Genomic DNA, 19,465 nt, shown 5'->3' with positions numbered 1-19,465 from the left:
CGGGCCGCCAACATTCCGGGGCTCACGCACGGCTGGCATCCGCCATCGGCGGAACGCCGGCTCGGTCGTACGCATGGTGTAACGCCCTGACGGCGGCCGGGATTCCGCCACCACCGTGCCCCCGACCACACCCCATACGGGCATCAACCCGACCTATGTGACAGCTAACCCCGGGCCGGACTTACAGGTCAGCGACGTCCACCGGTCGGGTTCTGCTCATGACATGACGCCCGCCTTCCGACGTCTGCGAGACGACGAACCATTGCAATACGGAGATCCGTACTGGAAGCGATAGGGGTGGCCGTCGCGGCAGCGGCAGTTAACACCGACAGATCCGGAATCCTCCCCCGCGCCGCCCGTTCAGGAGATCCTGACCGACCGCGGTGAGCACCCTTGGGAAGTCTGCGGGCACCGCCAGCGACAGCCCACCTCAGCAAGATCCGCTCCCCGCGCTACGGGCAGATCCACGGGTCTGCTCACCGGCAGGTGACAGGTACGGTCCCGCGGCCTGACTGGCCGACAGGTGCATGACGGTCTTGAATTCAACGGGTCAACCGGGACAGCGACCCGCAGCAACAATGGGGTCGGCACGTGGTCAGGATTCCCACCGACATGACGATGCCCCGCCCGGAACGGACGGGGCATCTCAGATGAACCACCGGTCGCACAATGGTGCGTTCGGTGGAGCCGAGGGGACTCGAACCCCTGACCCCCACACTGCCAGTATGGCAACGATTCTGTCACGTCGTGACGTGAGGTGCCGATACATCACCTGAGCAGGGAAAACCAACCTCCACCTATGTCAGATACTGTCACGCCCTACCCCCCGATCCGGCACATTCGATCTTGAAGCGTGAGCACTCTTGTGAGCACGAAAAATGTGGGAGGAGCCGTGCCACTGGGTCCGCAACAACACATGCGACGAGTTCTGGTGAACCAGCGGCACTCGGCTGCCTCGACGCCGTTGGGCAGGAAGGCAGGGTCGCAGGCGTCAAAGCCCGCAGATGCGGACGCGAGTGGCAGGCCGAGCGCGGGTCTGTCATCAAGTTTCACAGTCCCGTGTCACTCACCGGGGAGAATGTTGTCGAAGGCCTCGTCGTACCACAGGGCCACGTTGTGCTTACGCACGGTTCCTCCGACTCGCGTCAACAGCAGCCAGTTGCCGTCCTGCACCAGTGCGGTGTCCTCGGGCCGGCCGTTGAGGACACGGGCCACGGTCGCGAGCATGTTCGGGATTCCCTTGTCGCCCATGTCGTCGGCGCGCATGCGGAAGCCGATGTTGACGTAGGTGTCTGGTTCCCACTCCCAGCGGGCGCCGTCGTCATCCTCGGCGTCGTAGTAGCCGTGGCTGCCCTCGGTGATGCTGACCGCGTACCCGCACTGCTCGTAGAGGTCGGCGCTGAGCAGCCGCGGGTGCCCTGGAGGGGTCGGCTTCTCGGTGGCTTCAGGAGCGGCGAGTTCGGCTACCTGGTCCAGCGGGATGTCCCCCGCCAACGTCAGTCGAAACTCGATAGCCATTTGCGTTGCCTCCTTCAGTCCCGGCGTACGATCTGCACGATCTCACGGCTTGGTGTCACCGCCACCAGCTCCTTCAGCCCTGGTATTGGCCAGTCGTTGAACTGCTTGCGCAGGGCTACGAGGTCTCCACGCCAGTCCTGAAGGTTCAGCACCACCCGCTGCGTCTGCTGCTCGCCGGCCTTTTGGGAGACCTCGCTCCATATGCCCCGTACTGGCTTGGACGCGGTGGGAGAGTAGCAATCGAAGACGTGGCCTTCGATCAGATAGTCAGGATTCTTGTCCGGGTCTCCGGCGTCGCGGGTGTGGGCCCGAGCGTTTGCGACCTCGTGCTTGGTGGGGTTCTGGTGAAGGCGGTAGCCCTTGTCGGCCACCGTGTCGGCGCATTCGTTCTCGAGCTGGATCGAGCGTTGCGCCACCACGGACTTCTGGTTGCGGGAGACCTTGGTCCGCGGTCCGGTCGGCGATCCGCCCAGGATGCCGGTAGGTTTCCTGCTCCAGGATTCTGCTGCGGGGTCAATATCAGCGGAGGCGGCGTCACTCGCGGCAGGAACTGTCGATGCCCCGGCACCGTCGTGGTGAGTAGGGCTGGCCGGTACGGGACCGCCAGCCCTCCTCAGTTTCCCGAGGCCCCCAACTGTCGCGCTTCGCCGATAGCCACTTCGATAGACTGCCGGACAGCGCCGGTGCGCTGGGCGACCAGCACCAGGACCTGCTTGATGCTGTCCAGGGCCTGTAGCAGCGGCCCGGGCTGCCCGCCCTGCAGGACCATGTTGACGAGCTGCTGCGCCTCACCGACCTGGGTGATGGCGCCTGTGGCCGCGTCACGGGTGCTGTCAGTCGCGCTCAGCACGGGTGTCAGCCCTGCGATCGTCTCCTGCGGGGTGGCCTCGCGGGGTACCGCCGCGGTTGCCTTCGCCGCCTCACCGATCGACCCGGCGAGGCTACCCAGGCCGCCCTGGATTCCGGTGATCGCGTTCCGCACCCGGACCATGCCCGCCGCCACAGCGGCGAAGCCCGCGCCCGCAGCCCGCAAGGTCACCTCCTGCGCTTGCCTGTCCGCAGCAGCTGCCAACCCCCGCGCGCGTTCCACGCCAGCCATCAGCGCCCGGAGTTCGCCGGCGATCTTCTCAATGTGCGACACGTAGCCGACTTCCCAATCGGAAACAGTGAAGGTCTTCAGCCGTTGAAACTACCGGGGCACCCGCGGGGCCACCAGACGCCGACGCAGGGTGGTCACCGAAGAACATCGCGTGTTCCACCCAGATCGCGGCAACATCGGTCAGCACCTGGCGGCGCTGCTGCGGGTAGGGCACCAGCCACGCAGCGAGAGGGCTGGGCTGGAGGGCGTCGGCTATCAGCGCGGCGACCGGGTACTTGTCCGCCCAACGGGCAGCACGGATACACGCAACGGTTTCCATCGGATTGATGTCCTTGTGGTCTCGGTTCACCGGTACGCCGCGGTGGTGAGGTCACCGACCGCCGCATCGATGGCGGCGGTGATGTCCCGCACCGATCGGTGATGCTGGTCAGCAATGGCCTTCAAACGCGCCGTCACGGCTGTGCCGTCGTCGTTGAGGTAGAGGTGGGTGGTCAGGCCGAGTGCGGCGACCAGGCCGGCGAGCGCGGCGGTGTGGTTGTCGGGCTGCTCCCGGCCGGCAGCGAGGTACCGCAGCCGGGCGCGGGCAACGACGGCCCACTTGCTGTCGGTGGCAAGGTAGGTGTCGGTGCGGGCGAGGCCTCCCAGGCGTCGGCGGGTGCTTTGTCGGAGGATCCCGGCGGCGACCAGGCCGGCGCGGGTGCGTTCGTAGAGGTCGTCGGCGAAGCCGCGCAGGAAGGTCTTCACCGGTGGGACGCTGCGTCCGTAGCGGATGGCCGCGATGGCGGCGTCAGCGATCAGGTCTCCGATTGGCTGGTCGGTGTGTAGACGGAGCCACCGCTCGCTGGCCGGGCGGTCGTCGTTCGGGTCGAGGACGAGACGTCCGGCTAAGAACAAGTCGATCAGGACCGCGCCGGCGAGCCCGAGCGCCAGGGCTTGCCGGTGGACATGCGGTTGTCCAGTGTCGTCATTGTGGCCGAGCAGAAACAGCTCGTCCCGCAGCGGCAGTCGAGGAAGACTCATCGCCGTCGCCCCTACCGCAGCCCGGCCACGGACTGGCGCAGCCGGCTGTGCACCCCAACATAGGCCGGGTCGGCCGAGGGAAGCAGCGCCTTGCCGATCGCGGCGAGGATGGTGTAGTTGGGGTCGCACACGTTGCCGATCGGCGACCGCCCCGCCTGCGACACCAACTGGTAGGCGTCCAGCGTCTCCAGCCCAGCCAGAGACTCGACCCAGCCGACCAAGTCGTGATAGGCGATTCGGTAGGCGTCTTCGAGAGGACGGGCGCACCCGATGGACATGATCGAGGTGTCGGTTTCCAGTCGAGGCCACATCGCCGGTACGCCCTTGATCACCTCGACGGCAAGGGTCGTGGTGGTGGCGATCTCCACGCCGACGCCGCAGGCTTCGCCCTCACCTTGGCGGGCGTGGCCGTCGCCGAGGGCCAGCATTGCCCCGTGCACGTTCACCCCCAGGTAAAGGGTGGTCCCGGCCCGGAGCTCAGGGGTGTCGAGGTTGCCGCCGTGGGTGTCGGGGACGATCGTGGAGCGGGCCTCGAACCCGCCGGGTGCGACCCCGATGGTGCCGATCATCGGGTCGAGGGGCAGGTCCACCGTGTGGTCACTTTCGGTGGCCTGGAACCGCACCGTCCCAGCCTGCCGGTCGATGCCATACACCCACACCCGCTCCTCAAGCGGCGGCTGCAGGGCAGCCGTGTGCGAGGTCGAGGTGAGGGCCCCGAAGTGCGGGAACGTCGACGACACACCCCAATCCCGCGCTGGAACGATTGAAATGAGGTGGATGGCGAGGGTGTCGCCCGGCTCGGCGTCCTCGATGAAGAAGGGCCCGGACACGGGGTTGAGGTAGGGCATGCGGCACACCTGCGACGGCAAGTCGGCCGGCCCGCGGACGAGGCCGCCAAAACAGTCCTCCGTCGCGACCTCAAGCACATCGCCGGAGCGCAGGTGCGCGACCGGCATCCGCCCGCCGAAGGTGTAGGCCCACTCGTCCCGCGCCGGACGATAGGTGATCTTCTCCATGGCCATCACACCCGCTCCACGTCACGCTGCTGCTGCGGCTCGACAGGCGCCAGGCCAGACAGGACCGGACGGCGACCCGACAGGTAAAGGCCGGCGAGGACGATCAGGCCGAGGGCCAGCCAGGCCAAGCCGAGGCGCTGGGCGGCGATGTTCGCGTTTACCACCACATACGCGAGGATTCCGAACCCGGCCGCCGGCATCACCAGGTGCGCCCACCAGTTGCGACTGCGGCTCCGGATGAGGTAATGCACGACCACGGAGACATGCAGGACCAGGAACGCGACCATCGCACCAAAGTTGATCAACGACGACAGCAGGGTGATCCCGTTAGAGCGGCCAGCCATGTACAGGCCCAGCACGAGGGACACCACACCGGTGAGCAGGGTCGCGTTGATCGGCACGTTCCGGCGGACCGACACCTTCGCCAAGAAGGCGGGCAACTGCCGGTCCCGGGCCATCGCGTACAACAACCGGGACGTCGCGACCTGGGCGACCATCGAGTTCGGCAACCCCCACGCGATCGCCGTCGCCACCGCGCACAACGTCGCCAGCCAACTCCCGCCAGCTACAGCCGCAGCATCGTAGAAGGCGGTGCCGTTCGGGTCCCCGTCGGCCAGCAGGGCGCCGGCGTCGGGGACGAGCATCGCGGCCAGCCACGTCTGCGCGATGAACAACACACCCGCTAACACAAGCACGGCGGCCATCGCCCGGCCGATCTGCCGAGCCCCGCCCTTGGCCTCCTCGGCCAGCATCGAGATGCCGTCGAACCCGAGGAACGACAGCACCGCGATCGACACCGCGCCCGCGACGATCGACCAGGTGAACGTGTCCGGGCTGTAGAACGCCTCCCAACTGAACCGACCCTTCCCGGAGGCGACGGCCCAGCCGGCGACGGCCAGGAAGATGGCCAAGACGATCAGCTCACCGACCAGCATCACCCGAGTGGCCACTGCGGTCATGCGAATCCCGACCGAGTTCACGATCGTGTTGACGGCGACGAACCCCAGCAGCCACGCCCACACCGGTACCGACGGCACGGTCGCGTGCATCGCCACCGACGCCACCAGGTAAAGCAGCCCGGGTACCAGGACGTAGTCGAGGAGGATCACCCAGCCGGCGAGAAAGCCGACAGGTGGCCGGATGCCCCGGCCGGCGTAGTTGTAGACGCTGCCTGACATCGGAAACGCCCGGACCATCTGGGCGTACGAGAACGCGGTGAACACCAGCGCCACCACACCGATGGTGTACGCCAGAGCCACCATGCCACCGGAGCCGGCGTACACGCTGCCAAAGATCGCCATCGGGGCGATCGGCACCATATACACCAGCCCGTAGGCAAGCAGGTCCCGGAACCGCAACTGCCGGCTCAACTCCTGCCGATAGCCGTAACGCTCCAGTTCGTTCTGATCGAACATCCAGGACCCTCTCTCAAGTTGATCAATGAATCGTCGATGTCTGCCCCACGAGAAGCGCCGGCTGTTACGGCTTGACCGCGACGCATCCCAGGAACGGCAAGGGGGCAACCTGCTCGTCCTCGTCATCGGGGCGCCACCGGTTTACCGATACAAGGCCGGGCGCCATCAGCTCGAAGCCCGAGAGCATGGCCTCTGTCGTCGCTGGCGACCCTAGGACCAGCGGAATACCGGCCATCTGACAGATCTCCGCAGCTTGAGCGACCCGGAGCCGATCCTTAGTGGCAACGGCGTGCGCAACCACCAAACAGGAGCCTTTGCTGAGCCGCTTGCGTAGGTCGGCACATACCTGCCGAGCGATGGGCCCGCCAGGGAGCACTGGCGCCAATCCGGCCATCACCACGGCAACCGGGTGCGCGATGTCCAGCATTTGGGCGCGCACCGCCGTGTCGAGCGCTATGACTGGCTGGTCCGGCGCCTCGGCGATCACTCCGACACCCCTGACGCCGGAAACGGCCGTATGGGTGAAAGCGAGCGCCACCGGTTCGGCGTCGACGTAGACCACGCGGAAGCCTCTCGTGGTGCGAGTGGCCATCTCGTGCACGCTGCCTACCAGTGGGAGGCTTGATCCGAGGACCAGGAATTGGCTAACTTTATCCGCGGCAAGAAGACGCACAGCCCGAAACAAAAAGGCCCGCCCCTGTATGGCGCTCGCCCTCAGGTCTGGATGTACCTGCAGTAGTTGGTGCGCCACAGTCCGGTCGACGGCGAAGTTGTGCCCGCCTCCCAGGAGGAAGTCCTCGATCCGGCAAGCCGCAGCTCGCTCCAAGCCGGTGATTTCCCCGCGAACCAGACGCTCACCATCCCGAGGAGCCACCGTGGGTGCGGGCCCTAGCGGGCTAGTCATCGTCTCGCCTCCTCGTTGGAGGGCACCGAGGCGGGCGGGATCTTCGCCACGTGAATCGGGGACCGCGCAGCGCCGCGCCCGCCTCGGGCCGTCTCGTCGAACCGGTCTGGTCCCGGTTCAGGTCACACCGGCAGCCCCGCCTGATAACCCGCAGGCAGTGCATTCAGAACAGGCGGCCGTCGATGTGCGTGTGAACATTGACGATTGCTTCCCCGCCGAGCCACAACCAGTCCCACCGTGGCCGGTCACCATGAACCCCCATGGTGACCGGCCCGGAACCCGGTTGGCCGCAAGTTCCCGCGTTTGGTCGACATGCCTCACTGCTCGTATGCGAGCCCCATGAGACCTCGCGGTATGCTCAGCCTTTCGGCGATCCGTTCGAGCACGTCATACGAGGTAACTCGTTGGCGCCCCTGGATCACCGCTCGGACCTGGTTCTCAGTTGTGCCGGTCGCTGCAGCGATCGTCGCCTGGCTCCAGCCGCGCGATTTGAGGAAGCGGAATAGGGAGCCGATGTCACGTTGACGCAGCAGGTCGGCAAGCGAGCGGCCCCCGAAGCGCCCGTCGATCCACCAGTTCGGATCAACCTGGCTGTGTGCCCACCATCCCGGGTTCCCCGCGCACTGCGACCCGAATACAGCGGTGGTGGCGGTACGGGCGTTCATGGCCATGGTGGTCAAGGCGCTCTCTCCTGAACGTGTGAGGTGATGCCAGCGCGTCAGCTTCTGCGAGTAGGCCGCTGGAATGACCAAGGTGCGCTTTCCCGGCGATCACCCTCGCCTCAACATCTGATCGCTGATCGTGGGGATGCGGCCACCCCCGCTCAGGGACTGTCGTGGACGTCTCGGTTGGGGTATAAACGCCCCTATGCGTCCCTCGTCAGGTCTCGGCCTCTGATGCCGAACGAGCGTCTGCGGGGAGCCATGTCAGCAAAGGGGCTGACCACGCAGCGGTGCGCGGAGCTGATTGGAGTCGACCCGAAGACGGTGGAGCGCTGGATCACCCGTGATCGCGTCCCGCACCGCGCTCACCGCGTCGCGGCTGCAGACCTATTGGGCGTAGACGAAACATATCTGTGGCCTTCGGTCGTGGACGATCCCAGGACGGTGTCCGCGGGGCGGGCCGAAATGGTCGAGTTCTACCCGTCCCGGTCAGCGGTGCCACTGGAACTGTGGAGGTCGCTGATCCAGCAGGCAAGGGAGTCGGTCGACATCCTCGTCTACGCCGGGCTGTTCCTGCCTGAACTCCACGACATCACCCAGCTCGGTGACCGGGCCCGCCAAGGCTGCCGGATACGGGTCCTGCTGGCCGATCCGAGCGGTGCTGCAGTACGCCGCCGCGGAGAGGAGGAGGGCTTCGGGATTGGGCTCGCCCACCGGGTGCTGCTGAGCCTGCGTTACTACGAGCCGATCTTGGCTATCCCTGGCGTGCAGGTCCGGTTGCACGACACGACGTTGTACGCGTCCATCTTCCGGGTGGACGAGGCCATGCTGGTTAACACCCATGTGTACGGATCCACTGCCGCCCACAACCCGGTGTTACATCTCCGGCGCGTACCTGGTGGACGGGTCGTCGACCACTACCTCGCCAGCTTCGATCGGGTCTGGACCCAGGCCAAACCCACCTCGGACATCAACGCGGCGATAGCCGCGTTCGACGGGAGATGACGGATGCCACGCCGCGACTTCTTCAACGACCCTGACGCCCCCGAGGCCAACAGCGTGGTGCCGTCGGTGGTCGCGGCCGTTCGTAACGAACACGGCGAGTTGTTGATGATCCACCGCACCGACAACAACCTGTGGGCTCTTCCTGGCGGTGGCCACGACATCGGTGAGTCGATCTCCGACACGGTGGTGCGCGAGGTGCGCGAGGAGACGGGCATCGAGGTGGAAGTCACGGGCCTAGTCGGCACGTACACCAACCCCCACCATGTGATGGCCTACGACGACGGTGAGGTGCGCCAGCAATTCTCGCTGTGCTTCACCGCCAGAGCCGTCGGTGGGAATCTGAGGACCTCCAGTGAGTCACGTCAGGTCCGCTGGGTAAATCCCGCCGAACTCGACCAGTTGGACATCCACCTCTCAATGCGGCTACGCATCGACCACGCCCTCGACGGTCGGACCGCGCCGTATATTGGCTGACGTCGGAGGGGCGTTTCCTGATCCAGGGACGTCCCAACCGTCTCGTCGAGCCGGTAGGGCGGCGGCCCGCTGTACGGCTACGTTCGGAGGGTGTCTGACCTAACGGCCAACGCCAAGGACCTTGCTGCTGGTCTGCTCGGCTCCCCACAGATGGCCTGGCGTTGGGCCCACGTCCAGGGTGTCGGCCAGCGGGCCACGGAACTGACGAGCACGGTGGCACCGGCCGATCGTGACCTGCTGGTGGCAGCCGCCTGGCTACACGATGTCGGTTATGCGCCTGACCTCGTGGACACTGGCCTGCACTCCCTTGACGGTGCCCGATACCTGCGACGTAGCGGCTACCCGCTGCGGCTCGTCGGACTGGTCGCCCACCACACATGCGCCCGCATCGAAGCGGCTGAGCGCGGACTGGCGGACCAACTCGCAGCCTTTCCGCTCGAAGAGGGACCCCTGATGGACGCGCTCGTCACCGCCGACCTCACGGTCGGACCGCGGGGACAACGTCTCGAGGTCGCCGAGCGCATCGAGGAAATCCTCCACCGGTATCCTCCGCAGAGCCCCGTTCATCGGGCGATCCAGCGAGCAGAGCCGCTTCTCATGGCGCACGTCCGCCGAACACTGGGCCGGCTCGACGTCAACGAGCAGCCCGCTCCATGACATTCGACGTGAGACTGGCTGGTCCAGCCCCATCATCCCTATCGCCGACGCCTGGAGCCGGAACGGCTGTTCCGGTGGCCGGCTCTGACTGTCCGACCGTCAAGCCGGTCGGGAAGGTTATAGGATGCGCCACTGGACGAGTTCCTGGTCGCCCCGCCTGAGGGCGATGATGCGGCGGAGCACCTCGGCCTCGGCATCAGTGCCGGGACGGGACTTTCGGGCGTTGGTTGCGATCATCTGTAGTTCGCGGAGTTGGCACAACTCCTCGAAGCCGCGCCACGAGGTGACATCCCAGCCGTATGCCGCGGTGAAGTCCGAGAAGGCGGCAGGGCCCGGCGGGGTAAACCGGCGACAGTGCACAGCGACGGTGGCCAAGTCCCATTCCCGCGGACCGATGGCGGTGCCGTCCCAGTCGGCAAGTACTGGCGTGCCGTCGAAGCGGCGCAGTGCGTTGCGCGATTGGGGATCGGACTGGATCAGGCTCACGCCCCGGGGAAAGCTCATCTCGCGCCAGCGGGCCGCGAGCGGTTCGAGACGCTTCAGCAGCAGGTCACGGTCCCCCGCGGTGAGGATTGTCGACCTTTGCACTGACCGCCGGATGCTGTCCACCGGCTCCAAGGTCGGCAGGCTCACCGGAGGAGCCGGCAGGGCGTGCAACTGCCGGAGCAGAGTGCCCAACTCGGCCGTGGTGACCGGAGTGTCGTTCGCCGGATCGAGCCGCTGCCAGACAGTCACGGCATGCTCGCCCACCAGCAGGGGTTGTGGTAGGCGCGGGCTGAGGCCAACAGTCGGGAACCCCTGACCAACCAGCCACCGCACGAGGGCCACCACGGCGCGCATACGCTCCACGCCGAATTCCGCCGGAGCAATCTTGACCACCACGTCGCCGACCGCGTACACCGCGTTGGTGTGATGCCGGATCAGGACAGCGTCGGCGTCGGACAACTCCAGGCGAGAACACACCTCGGCGAGCGCCGGACGTGTTCGCGCTTCGACGAACATGGGGCCCCTAGGAATCGAGCGCGGCAGTTCCGGCAGCAAGCGTACGGGCGCTCTCCCGGCAGGCTCGCACATAGTCCGTCAGCGCGGTGGTCTCGCCGCCGCGATGTCTCGCCGGAATCGCCGAGACCACGTCACTCGCCCTCGTCAGAACGATCTCCGTGCGCTGCGCCTCGGGCAGGGTGGCGACGGCGTCGAGCGCCGACGCTGCGGCCTCTGCCGCTCGCCGGTCACGCACCAGGCATATCGATCGGTCGAGCGCGAGGAGAGCGGGATCGATCGGCACCGAAGGCGACGGTCCGTAGAGGCGCAGTGCCTCGTCCTGCACCCGGTAGGCCTCGCTCGTGTCGCCCAGCCAGGTACTCGCTCCGGAGAGGTAGAACAACATGCGCTTCATCGGAAAGCGAAAGGCCGTGTCACTGTCGTCATCGCCGACCTGGTCGAACATTTGCCGGGCCTGGATGATCGCCTGCCGCGCCTGCTCGGCGGATCCGAGCCGGGCCAGCGCCCGGGCGCGTCCCGCCGCGGCAAGCGCCGCGGAGGACGACGGCGTCGCGGTGACCGCCAGCGCTGCCTCTGCCAGGACGACCGCCTGCTGCGGGTCACCGAAGTAGTAGGGCAGCATCGCCGCTTGGGCGCGGACAAGCACCCCTAGCCGGCTGTCCGAGCTGTCATCTGCCGCGTGGAGCGCTGTCCGATACCACAGGCGTGCCTCGCCCACGTTCCCGAGCCGCATGAGCGCGTCGGCACACATGGTCGCTAACAGAGCCGCCGCGCCGGAGAGCCGCGACTGAACCGCCGCTGGCTGTCTACGCCGGGACAGAGTCTGCACCTCGACACACTCAGCGGCCAGCCGCGACAGTATCACCCTAGGCGGGGCTGCCGGATAGATCCGCATGTGCTCGCCGGCCGCTTCCTCGATCAGGTCGAGTTGTCGCGGAGCGACGGTTGATGAGGCGAGCGCCTCGTCCAGCCCGGTACGAAGCCGGGCGAGCGCGGTGATCGCTTCATCGGGCCGGCCTCCTGCTGGTCGCCCGCTGGTTGGGAGGTCCGCTGAACCTTCCATCTCCCGGTCGAACGAGGGTCTCGCATCGCCCGTCGCGTCCTGGCCCAAGCCCATCCAGGCCCGGGGAACACCTAGTCCGACCGCGATGCGTTCGAGAACGTCGTACGCCGTTACCTGGCGCGCGCCTTTGGTGATCTCGGCGGCTCGATTCGGGGCCACGCCGACCAACGCGGCGATGGTGCCGTAGGAAACCCCACGGGCATGCAGGAATCGGAAGGTGGCGGCGACGTCGCGGCGCTCCAGGAACTCGCGAATCGGTCGCCCCTCCCAGACACCCGACGTCCACCAGGACGGATCGACCTGGACGCCCACGACAACCTCCCGTCGACTGAACCGGCCCTGATCGATATGTCATCACTTCATGTCGCTGGCGACAAGACGGATCGGTGCCTAATCAAAAGCGCCGGCGCCTCAAATGATCCTCGCCGCAGCGGCGGCCACTACCCCCCATCGTGGCCCCCCACCGTGGGGGTCGACAGCGAGACACGCTTTCGAGAGACTTGAGCGACTTCCGTCGATGGACAAAGGGGTGGCATGGTGAGGGGTGATGCATCAGACTGGGCCAAGGAAATTCCCGGAACCGTTAGGCTCAGTTCCGCGAGCCGCCCGGCATAACCACGCGAGAGCCCCGCCGGCGTAAGGCAGCAGTTGCCGCAACCACGCAAGCTCGTCGACCGCATCCGGCGCCCGCCCGGGATGAAACTGTCGATCCGTAGAGATCGACGCGAGCAAAGGGGTCTGGTTGTCAGGCTGGCCTCGTCGGTCACCATCAGAGGCCAGGAGAGTTTCGCCGACCACGATACATGCGGGACTTGATCCACGATTCGAAGGCAGGTTCGGATGCCTATAGCGACGCCCAACACCGAGCTGGAGATTGATGAGGTAGTCAGGCTAGCCGCTCGTTATGAGGTGCCAGTCGAAGATGCTGTGCTGATCGCGCTGAACTTATATGGAATCTCGTCGGATCACTGTCAGCACCGAGCTCGGGTGAGCGTAACAATTTCCTCGGCGTCGAAGGTGTCATGGAAGGTGATCGTGCCCCTGAACGCGGTAGGGTCGCCGTTCCGGCTTGAGGATCACGATCTGTACCTGGGTCAGCATTGCATTGGTACTGTTCAGCGGATCGATACCGACGAGGCGGTTGGAGGCTACTTCCGGGATGGCGGCAGGGCCGCGACGTTAAATCCGAACGCCCGAAGCCGCTGTGTGGGCTGTGCGTTCTGCCCGAACACGCTGGAAGCTGCCGCCGACCCACGTTTCTCGGAGGAGCGGGAGCTCACCGAACTGCTCGTGGCGATGGTTGAGCAGCACCCACGCCGGAACTTGAGCGAACTCCGCGAGGTGACTGTCTCGACCGGGTGCTTCGAGCGGGAAGACGCCGCCGTTGCTCACCTGGTAGGCCTGCGGACCGCGCTCGGTTTGCAGGGTATCGGCGCCCGGATCGGCTTCCTGACGTCGGTCATCCAGTCAGACACCGCCTTTGCCGATCTCGCTGCTCGCGTCGCGCCGTTCGTGCTGCGGTTGACCGCCGAGTGCTTCACCCGGCGTGACTTGCTTTTGAAGACGAGCAAAGCACGGCTCCGGCGGGCCGACATGCCCGACCTGCTCCGTCGGGCCCGCCAGGCGGGACTCGGCACCTCGTTCACCTACATCGTGGGCCTCGATCCGCTCACCGAACTGCGGGCCGGTGTGGCCGCACTCGGCGAACATGTGACCGAATTTCCCAACTTCCAGGTGTACCAGTCCCACAACTCGATCATGGAGGGTTTGCGGACGCCGGGCGCCGAGCAATTGGAGTTCTATCTGCAGGCCAGGGCATCGATCGAACAGATTCTGGGTGGACGTGGGCTGCGGCCGCAGGCGTGGGAGTGCTACCGGCCATTGTGGTATTTCAGCTTTGCTGGTGAACGACTGGTGAGAGTCTGAAGTGTCAGTGGATCTCGCCCATCATGCGGATGCCCTTTGGCGGGCACTCACGTACCTGTCGGTTGCGCAGCTTCACCTTCGGTCGAACGTGCTCGCTGTCGACTGCCTTGACGAGTCCGACGTTAAGCCGCGCCCGGCAGGTCATTGGGGCACGGTACCCGGCACGGCATGGGTGCTGGCGCATGCCGGCCTCGCCGCAGGCTGCGGCATCGGTGTGCAGTTAATTCCAGTTCTGGGCGCCGGCCATGCGGGTGTCGTCCAGCGTGCGTTGGCATGGATGACCGGCGACATCGCCAAGATGGATCCACGGTACGGGCGAGACGCTGATGGGCTGGCGGCACTGGCTGCGGCGTTTCCGGACGGGGACGCGCTCGGGTCGGAGGTTCATCCCGAGTTGCCGGCCGGTGCGTACATGGGCGGGTGGCTCGGCGGCGCGTTCGCCTTCGCCCAGGGAATGGCGTTGGACTCCCCAAACCGGGTCGTCGTGCCGATCATCGGTGATGGTGAATGCGAGACGCCATCTACGGCGGCGTCCTGGTTGGCCCACCGCGCGCTATCCGACAGCAGGGTACTACCGGTCGTCCATCTCAACGGTCGCCGAATGGGCGGCCCGTCGCTGCTGGGTGCCATGAGCGACGAGCAGGTGAGCGCCTACGCACGCGGTCTGGGCTGGGAGCCGGTCGTCGTCGAGGTTGGGACGGCCCCCGGGTTGGCCGAGCACGCCGAGTTCCACCGTGTCCTCGTGGCCGGCGTCGAGGCAACCGCCCGCGGAGCACACCAGGTGGTGTTCCTACGGTGCGTAAAGGGCTGGTCCGGCCCCATTGGGGCGCACAAAACCCCGCTCACAGACCTATCCGGCGATCCCTGCCAGCTAGCGGCGTTGCGTGCTTGGCTGTCGTCCTATCGGCCCAGTGAGCTGTTTGAACCCGACGCGCAGCCCGTTGGTGCGCTCGCGTCCGCGCTGGGCGCCGCTGACTTTGGCAGCGTGCTACCGGGCGCACTGCCTGCGCCTGCGTCAGTACCGGCAACGGGACGGGGTTTCGCAACGGAGGTGTCCGCGGTGCTGCGGGCGCACGCCGCTACTGGCGACCTCAAGGTTTTCAGCCCGGACGAACTGCGGTCAAACCGCCTCGGCGACCTGCAGGGCGAAGCTTGGGCACATGAGGTGCTTGCGGAGGAAGTGCTCCTCGGCTGGGTTGCCGGGTGGACGGCAACAGGCCGTCGCGGCCTGATTATTTCGTACGAGGCATTCGCTCCGCTATTGCTGACCGGATTGGTCGGACAGCTCAAGCAACGGCGGCTCGTCAAGCATGCGTTGCCGAGCATCAACTTACTGTTGACCTCGTATGGCTGGCACAACGTCTACAGCCACGGAGACCCTTCACTGATCACGGCGCTGTTAGGGACGGGCGACCCGGCCGTACGCGTTTTCACACCCGCCGACTCAGACCGGGTCGCTGCCGCGCTCGATGATGCATTGCGGTCAACGGGGCGTGTCAACGTCATCGTCGCGGGCAAGCACACCAACGTGACCCACCGCCGGGAGACGATCGATGAGGAGCGTCATCGCGGCTTGGCGGTCTGGCGCCACCTGAGCGACCCAGGCGAGCCAGACCTAACGCTGGTGTGCACCGGCGATCTGGCCGCGGCAGTGGTTACGGACGCCGTTGTGAGGATCCGCAGATGCTCTGGCTGTCGGATTCGGGTGGTCAACGTCCACGACCTGACGGCGCTTGCAGACCCGGACCTGCACCACTACTTCGGAACTCACGCCGCCGTGCTCATCGTGGCGCTCGGGCACCCGGCCGCGATCTGGGGGCTGCTCCGCGGTCGGCTGCACCGCGACGTCGACGTGATCGGCTGGGCCGAGCCGCCGTTCCCGATGCCACAGGAGAGGTTGGCGGCGCACGCCGGGTTCGATGTCACCGGCGTCACCTCGGCGGCCGAGGCACTGCTAGCCAAGCGGAAACGCTGATGGTAGCTAGGATTGGGGCTGTCCGCGTCGTCACCACCGAAGCCGGGTTGGGCGAGGACGCCACGTTCGTCGCCCTTCACGCGGCCGGGGCGATCGGCTGGTACGGGCCGGTGACGGCGGAGATTGGACGGTACGTGGAGGCTGTCCTGGCGCAGCCAGCCCTCGGCGAGCCGGTGAACGACCACCAGAGACTTCATGCGGCCCTGTGTAAGGCGATCCGGGCAGACACCAGCGTGGTGGCATCCTGGGCCGTCGGTGCAGTGGATTGCGCCGCTTGGGACCTACATAGCCAACTTGCCCAAGTCCCCGTCGCTGACCTGCTTGCAGCGACACCGCAGCGGCGGGTGTCGCTCTACGCCTCATGGCTGAGCCTCGACGTAACAAATGGCATACCCGTCGCGGCTGTCGAGCGCGTCAACCGCGACGGATGGCAATTTACGAAATGGGGCCTGCGCAAGAATCCAGCAACCGACGACCGCACGGCGGAGGCCGTCCGGCTCGCCGCGGCGGTACGCGCCATGGAGGCGGCACTCAGGCAGGAAGCTGCATTCGACGCCGTCTTCACCTGGGATCCCGAATTCGCCTGCCTGTTCCTCGATGAGCTGGACCCGGCTTCGGTGCGCTGGCTGGAGGACCCACTACCACAATGTGATCTTGACACGTATGGGGCATTGGCGATGAGCATCCCGTTGGCCCTCGGCGAACGGCTTCTCGTGCATGCCAACGCTGCGGCGATGCTCCGACTCAAGCTACAGGCGTTCACACTTGACGTGGTGGCGTGCGGCGGACTCACACGCGCCGTCGACCTGGTGACCGCGGCACAAATGCTCGGCGCGCCGGTCTACCCGCACGGCCGCTCGTTTGTTCCGGCCGTCCACCTCGCCGCTGCCTATCCGGATGCGATCGCCGCCGTCGAATACCGGTTGCAGTGGGAACCGGCTCGGCAGCAAAGGTATGCGCAGCCTTGGCTGCCCGCACACGGAGTGATCACTGTTCCCAGGTCTCCGGGCTTGGGCGCCACGCCGAGGAGCTGCTGATGCCCGAAACCATTCAGCGCCTGCCCATCACCGGGACCGTCGCAGCAGACTCGAACGGCACGTTGCTCGTGCTGTCCGAACGACTCGACGGACACGACACCTTCCTGACCGGCCAGCTCCAACTCCCCGACGCTCGGCCGGTACAGGTGCAGATCTGGAGCTTCGACGACATCACCGTCCTGCGCCTGCTCGACCCATCGCACGCACCTCCCGCCGGATCGTGGGCCGGCATCCTGCACCTACCGCACGGCTGGCGCACCCGGTCGATACCCGACGACCTGGTGACCGCAGTCCGTGCCGCGCGCCGTGACCTAACCGTCCTAGACGAGGCGGAGCGCCGCTACGCGCTCACATTCCTCGCCGAGGCAAGCACTCCGGCGGTCCGGCAGGCCAGAATCGACGCGATTGTCACTGCCCTGCCAGCAGTGGATAGTGTCTCGTGAAACGGCTACTGCTAAGCATCGATGTCGGAGGGACCCTTTGCCGATTCGAAGGACCCACAGTGGCCACGATCTTGGCGAAGGCTTCGCCGCTCAGGCCCGCCGACGCGCGCTCGGTCATCCGCCAGCAGCTGTACACCCGAGCCTCGATTGATGCCGCAGTCATTGCGGAGGTCTGCGATGCGCTCAAGATTCCCGTGAGCGCGTTCCCGACGCCCACCGAGTCGCCGCCGGCACAGCTCCTGCCAGGGGCAGGCGCGGCGCTGCGGACTATGAGTCGGCACGCCACCATCGTCACGTTGTCGAATGCGAGCTGTCTGGAGGCCGATACTGACCGTTTGCGGACCCTGCTGTCTCCGTGTGTGATCGACTACTTCCCCTCCTGTCGGACCGGCTACGCCAAACCTGATCCAGCCGCTTTCCATTGCGTGGCCACCGCGTGCCGGAGCAGCCCGGCGAATATGGTGCACATCGGCGACGACTGGGATTGCGACGTCATCGGTGCCCGAACTGCCGGGGTGTTCGTCATCTGGGTGTCGAACGGACGACCAGTGCCGGAGCCCGAACGGCTCGACGACGTTGGCCTGCTCGTCGCCGCTGATCTCACCGCCGCCAGCCAGCACATCACCGAACTCGCTACACGGAGATGATCATGAGTCTGTTTCACGGAACCGTCGGCTTTTACCGGCAGTACCGGCCCGGCATCCCGGCGACCGTAGCCGACGTGTTGGATGCGGCGGTCCCTACCGGTGTACCGCGGCGCCTACTCGACGTAGGCACCGGCACCGGCCTCGTGGTGGAGGCTCTGCTTGGTCACTTCGATGACATCATCGCCATCGACAACGATCCAGACATGCTCGCCGCTGCCGAAGACGCGCTCCGCCCGCAGCTACCCGCCGACGCTCAGCTGCGGCTGCAGGAGGTCACGGCGGAGGAGTTCACGCCACCGCCGGGATGGCAGGCTGAATTGGTGACGATCTGCCGAGCGTTCCACTGGCTCGACCAGGCCGCGATCCTGACCCGATTGGACGCACAGGTCAGCCCGGGCGGCGCGGTCGCGATCTTCGGCGACAACAGTTTCTGGACCGCTACCAGCGACTGGAAGGCCGCAATCCGCGCGGTCATCCAGGACTTCCTCGGCGAGGAGCGTCGCGCTGGCGAGCACACGTTCCAGCATCACAACCGCCCGTACAGCGAGATCATGCGAGAGTCGCCGTTCAGCCAGGTCGAGGAGCACACTGTGCCCGTCAACCGGACCTGGACCGCCGACAGCATCCTTGGGTACCTGCACTCCACCTCGTTCGCCGCGCCACAACTGTTCGGCGACCGGCTCGGCGAGTTCGACAGCGCTGTCCGTGCCGCCCTTGCCCGATACAGCGACACCGACACCTTCGCCGAGGACAACGAGTTCCTCATCCGCATCGGCCGGCGAGAACGGGCATGAACCGTTGGTACGGATCGCTCCCGGCGCCGGAGATCGCCACGCACCTAACCGAGCGATCGGTCCTGTGCCTGCCCATCGGCTCATATGAACAGCACGGCCCGCACCTGCCCCTGCACACCGACACCGTCATCGCCACGCAGTTCACCAACCGGCTCATCGACCGCTACGGCAACCAACACGACCTCTGGGCGCTCCCCGCGCTGACGTACGGCTGTCCTTGGAGTATTCGTGGGCGCTCGGCACGGTCTCCCTCAGGATCGCCGCGTTTGCCACCCTGCTCAATGCCATCGTCGGTGAGTTCGCGCGCGCCACCCCGGCCCGTCGGCTACTCATCGTCAACGGCCATGGCGGCAACCGCGGCGTCCTCGAGGTAGTTGGCTACGAACTGCAGGCCACGCATCAGGTGCGGGTCTGCGTCATCCACCCCAGCTCACTCTCGACCGCATATGCGACGTCGGCACCGCCGGAGATCCACGCTGGCATGAAAGAAACCAGCATCATGCTGACCCTCGCCCCCAACGATGTGCACCTGAACCGACTACCCGAGGCGTTCGCCGACGACCCAGCCCACCGCGACGAAATCCAGCGACTCATCCTCGACCACGGTGCCACGTGGCCGTGGAGTTCGGGCGACGACCGCATCGCCAGCCTCGGCATCATTGGCGGTGACCCACGGCTGGCCTCCGCCGAACTGGGGGAAGCCATCATCACCAGCGCCTGGACGCATCCGATCAGGTTCTACAACATCTGTAGTCCGTCAACGATGGGAAACGACCATGCCCCTCACCGCTGACGACCTGTCCACCTT

General features: G+C 66.3%; 19 protein-coding genes, 1 tRNA gene and 1 pseudogene. 10 read left to right on the top strand and 11 right to left on the bottom strand.

The window, feature by feature from the left end; all coding sequences use genetic code 11:
• Positions 1-679 precede the first annotated feature (679 nt).
• The 9 genes from B118_RS31900 to B118_RS0119785 form a co-directional block, all read right to left on the bottom strand.
• A tRNA-Ser gene (locus tag B118_RS31900) sits at positions 680-798 on the bottom strand.
• A gap of 264 nt (positions 799-1,062) precedes the next feature.
• Positions 1,063-1,518, bottom strand: coding sequence for a SitI3 family protein (locus B118_RS0119825; RefSeq protein ID WP_028193294.1), 456 nt, complete (start codon positions 1,516-1,518; stop codon positions 1,063-1,065).
• Between the two features lie 14 nt (positions 1,519-1,532).
• The gene (locus tag B118_RS0119820; protein WP_028193293.1) at positions 1,533-1,934 is read right to left on the bottom strand and encodes a CdiA C-terminal domain-containing protein; all 402 of its coding nucleotides are present in this window, start codon (positions 1,932-1,934) and stop codon (positions 1,533-1,535) included.
• A 197-nt stretch (positions 1,935-2,131) separates the two neighbouring features.
• Positions 2,132-2,659 (bottom strand): DUF6244 family protein, encoded by a 528-nt coding sequence (locus B118_RS0119815; protein WP_028193292.1) that lies wholly within the window; start codon positions 2,657-2,659, stop codon positions 2,132-2,134.
• A gap of 303 nt (positions 2,660-2,962) precedes the next feature.
• Positions 2,963-3,637 (bottom strand): GOLPH3/VPS74 family protein, encoded by a 675-nt coding sequence (locus B118_RS0119805; protein ID WP_028193290.1) that lies wholly within the window; start codon positions 3,635-3,637, stop codon positions 2,963-2,965.
• A gap of 11 nt (positions 3,638-3,648) precedes the next feature.
• On the bottom strand, positions 3,649-4,659 hold the full coding sequence (locus B118_RS0119800) for an acetamidase/formamidase family protein (RefSeq protein ID WP_420329461.1): 1,011 nt from the start codon (positions 4,657-4,659) through the stop codon (positions 3,649-3,651).
• On the bottom strand, positions 4,659-6,068 hold the full coding sequence (locus B118_RS0119795; protein ID WP_028193288.1) for an APC family permease: 1,410 nt from the start codon (positions 6,066-6,068) through the stop codon (positions 4,659-4,661). The genes B118_RS0119800 and B118_RS0119795 overlap by 1 nt, the downstream gene beginning before the upstream one ends.
• Before the next feature lie 64 nt (positions 6,069-6,132).
• Entirely contained in the window at positions 6,133-6,972 is an 840-nt protein-coding gene (locus B118_RS0119790) for an SAM-dependent methyltransferase (protein WP_230519606.1), read from the bottom strand.
• Between the two features lie 317 nt (positions 6,973-7,289).
• Positions 7,290-7,643 (bottom strand): helix-turn-helix domain-containing protein, encoded by a 354-nt coding sequence (locus tag B118_RS0119785; RefSeq protein ID WP_028193287.1) that lies wholly within the window; start codon positions 7,641-7,643, stop codon positions 7,290-7,292.
• A gap of 417 nt (positions 7,644-8,060) precedes the next feature.
• Between B118_RS0119785 and B118_RS28675 the strand changes: the two genes are divergently transcribed.
• The 3 genes from B118_RS28675 to B118_RS0119770 all read left to right on the top strand — a co-directional run bounded on the left by B118_RS28675 (position 8,061) and on the right by B118_RS0119770 (position 9,770).
• Positions 8,061-8,639: a DUF5919 domain-containing protein gene (locus B118_RS28675; RefSeq protein WP_238324033.1), complete on the top strand. Its 579-nt coding sequence runs from the start codon at positions 8,061-8,063 to the stop codon at positions 8,637-8,639.
• Positions 8,640-8,642: 3 nt separating this feature from the next.
• Positions 8,643-9,113, top strand: a complete 471-nt coding sequence (locus tag B118_RS0119775) for an NUDIX hydrolase (RefSeq protein ID WP_028193285.1) — start codon at positions 8,643-8,645, stop codon at positions 9,111-9,113.
• A 90-nt stretch (positions 9,114-9,203) separates the two neighbouring features.
• The gene (locus B118_RS0119770) at positions 9,204-9,770 is read left to right on the top strand and encodes an HD domain-containing protein (RefSeq protein ID WP_238324030.1); all 567 of its coding nucleotides are present in this window, start codon (positions 9,204-9,206) and stop codon (positions 9,768-9,770) included.
• 117 nt (positions 9,771-9,887) lie between these two features.
• Here the strand turns inward: B118_RS0119770 and B118_RS0119765 are convergent, their stop codons facing one another.
• Together B118_RS0119765 and B118_RS0119760 are read right to left on the bottom strand one after the other, a co-directional pair.
• Positions 9,888-10,772: a phosphotransferase gene (locus B118_RS0119765; protein WP_028193283.1), complete on the bottom strand. Its 885-nt coding sequence runs from the start codon at positions 10,770-10,772 to the stop codon at positions 9,888-9,890.
• A 7-nt stretch (positions 10,773-10,779) separates the two neighbouring features.
• On the bottom strand, positions 10,780-12,147 hold the full coding sequence (locus B118_RS0119760; RefSeq protein WP_028193282.1) for an NsdA family TPR-like regulatory protein: 1,368 nt from the start codon (positions 12,145-12,147) through the stop codon (positions 10,780-10,782).
• Between the two features lie 528 nt (positions 12,148-12,675).
• Here B118_RS0119760 and B118_RS0119755 point away from each other — a divergent pair.
• From B118_RS0119755 to B118_RS0119720, 7 genes and pseudogenes are all read left to right on the top strand, one after another.
• Positions 12,676-13,761 (top strand): hypothetical protein, encoded by a 1,086-nt coding sequence (locus B118_RS0119755; RefSeq protein ID WP_050592838.1) that lies wholly within the window; start codon positions 12,676-12,678, stop codon positions 13,759-13,761.
• A gap of 1 nt (position 13,762) precedes the next feature.
• Positions 13,763-15,736 carry a phosphoketolase family protein gene (locus B118_RS0119750; RefSeq protein ID WP_028193280.1) on the top strand — a complete coding sequence of 658 codons (1,974 nt, stop codon included), beginning with the start codon at positions 13,763-13,765 and terminating at the stop codon, positions 15,734-15,736.
• A gap of 47 nt (positions 15,737-15,783) precedes the next feature.
• The gene (locus tag B118_RS28670) at positions 15,784-16,773 is read left to right on the top strand and encodes an enolase C-terminal domain-like protein (protein WP_050592837.1); all 990 of its coding nucleotides are present in this window, start codon (positions 15,784-15,786) and stop codon (positions 16,771-16,773) included.
• Entirely contained in the window at positions 16,773-17,216 is a 444-nt protein-coding gene (locus tag B118_RS0119740; protein ID WP_028193279.1) for a YdeI/OmpD-associated family protein, read from the top strand. Before B118_RS28670 ends, B118_RS0119740 begins: the two co-directional genes overlap by 1 nt.
• On the top strand, positions 17,213-17,863 hold the full coding sequence (locus B118_RS29580) for an HAD family hydrolase (protein ID WP_337588125.1): 651 nt from the start codon (positions 17,213-17,215) through the stop codon (positions 17,861-17,863). The genes B118_RS0119740 and B118_RS29580 overlap by 4 nt, the downstream gene beginning before the upstream one ends.
• Positions 17,860-18,657, top strand: coding sequence for a class I SAM-dependent methyltransferase (locus B118_RS0119730; RefSeq protein WP_028193277.1), 798 nt, complete (start codon positions 17,860-17,862; stop codon positions 18,655-18,657). Before B118_RS29580 ends, B118_RS0119730 begins: the two co-directional genes overlap by 4 nt.
• Positions 18,654-19,450, top strand: a pseudogene (locus B118_RS0119720) (creatininase family protein). Before B118_RS0119730 ends, B118_RS0119720 begins: the two are co-directional and overlap by 4 nt.
• Positions 19,451-19,465: the final 15 nt, after the last annotated feature.

It is taken from the genome of Salinispora pacifica CNR114, assembly GCF_000514775.1.
Taxonomy (GTDB): Bacteria; Actinomycetota; Actinomycetes; order Mycobacteriales; family Micromonosporaceae; genus Micromonospora; species Micromonospora pacifica.
The sequence above is the reverse complement of the archived record's forward strand: the minus strand, read 5'-3'. Positions and strand labels throughout refer to the sequence as shown.

Excerpts from the sequence above, each read along its gene's own strand:
- B118_RS0119755 (WP_050592838.1), top strand. The coding sequence starts at position 12,676 with ATGCCTATAGCGACGCCCAACACCGAGCTGGAGATTGATGAGGTAGTC.
- B118_RS0119800 (WP_420329461.1), bottom strand. The coding sequence starts at position 4,659 with ATGGCCATGGAGAAGATCACCTATCGTCCGGCGCGGGACGAGTGGGCC.
- B118_RS0119740 (WP_028193279.1), top strand. The coding sequence starts at position 16,773 with ATGCCCGAAACCATTCAGCGCCTGCCCATCACCGGGACCGTCGCAGCA.
- B118_RS0119825 (WP_028193294.1), bottom strand. The coding sequence starts at position 1,518 with ATGGCTATCGAGTTTCGACTGACGTTGGCGGGGGACATCCCGCTGGAC.
- B118_RS0119730 (WP_028193277.1), top strand. The coding sequence starts at position 17,860 with ATGATCATGAGTCTGTTTCACGGAACCGTCGGCTTTTACCGGCAGTAC.
- B118_RS0119805 (WP_028193290.1), bottom strand. The coding sequence starts at position 3,637 with ATGAGTCTTCCTCGACTGCCGCTGCGGGACGAGCTGTTTCTGCTCGGC.
- B118_RS0119790 (WP_230519606.1), bottom strand. The coding sequence starts at position 6,972 with ATGACTAGCCCGCTAGGGCCCGCACCCACGGTGGCTCCTCGGGATGGT.
- B118_RS0119775 (WP_028193285.1), top strand. The coding sequence starts at position 8,643 with ATGCCACGCCGCGACTTCTTCAACGACCCTGACGCCCCCGAGGCCAAC.
- B118_RS0119795 (WP_028193288.1), bottom strand. The coding sequence starts at position 6,068 with ATGTTCGATCAGAACGAACTGGAGCGTTACGGCTATCGGCAGGAGTTG.
- B118_RS0119785 (WP_028193287.1), bottom strand. The coding sequence starts at position 7,643 with ATGGCCATGAACGCCCGTACCGCCACCACCGCTGTATTCGGGTCGCAG.
- B118_RS0119765 (WP_028193283.1), bottom strand. The coding sequence starts at position 10,772 with ATGTTCGTCGAAGCGCGAACACGTCCGGCGCTCGCCGAGGTGTGTTCT.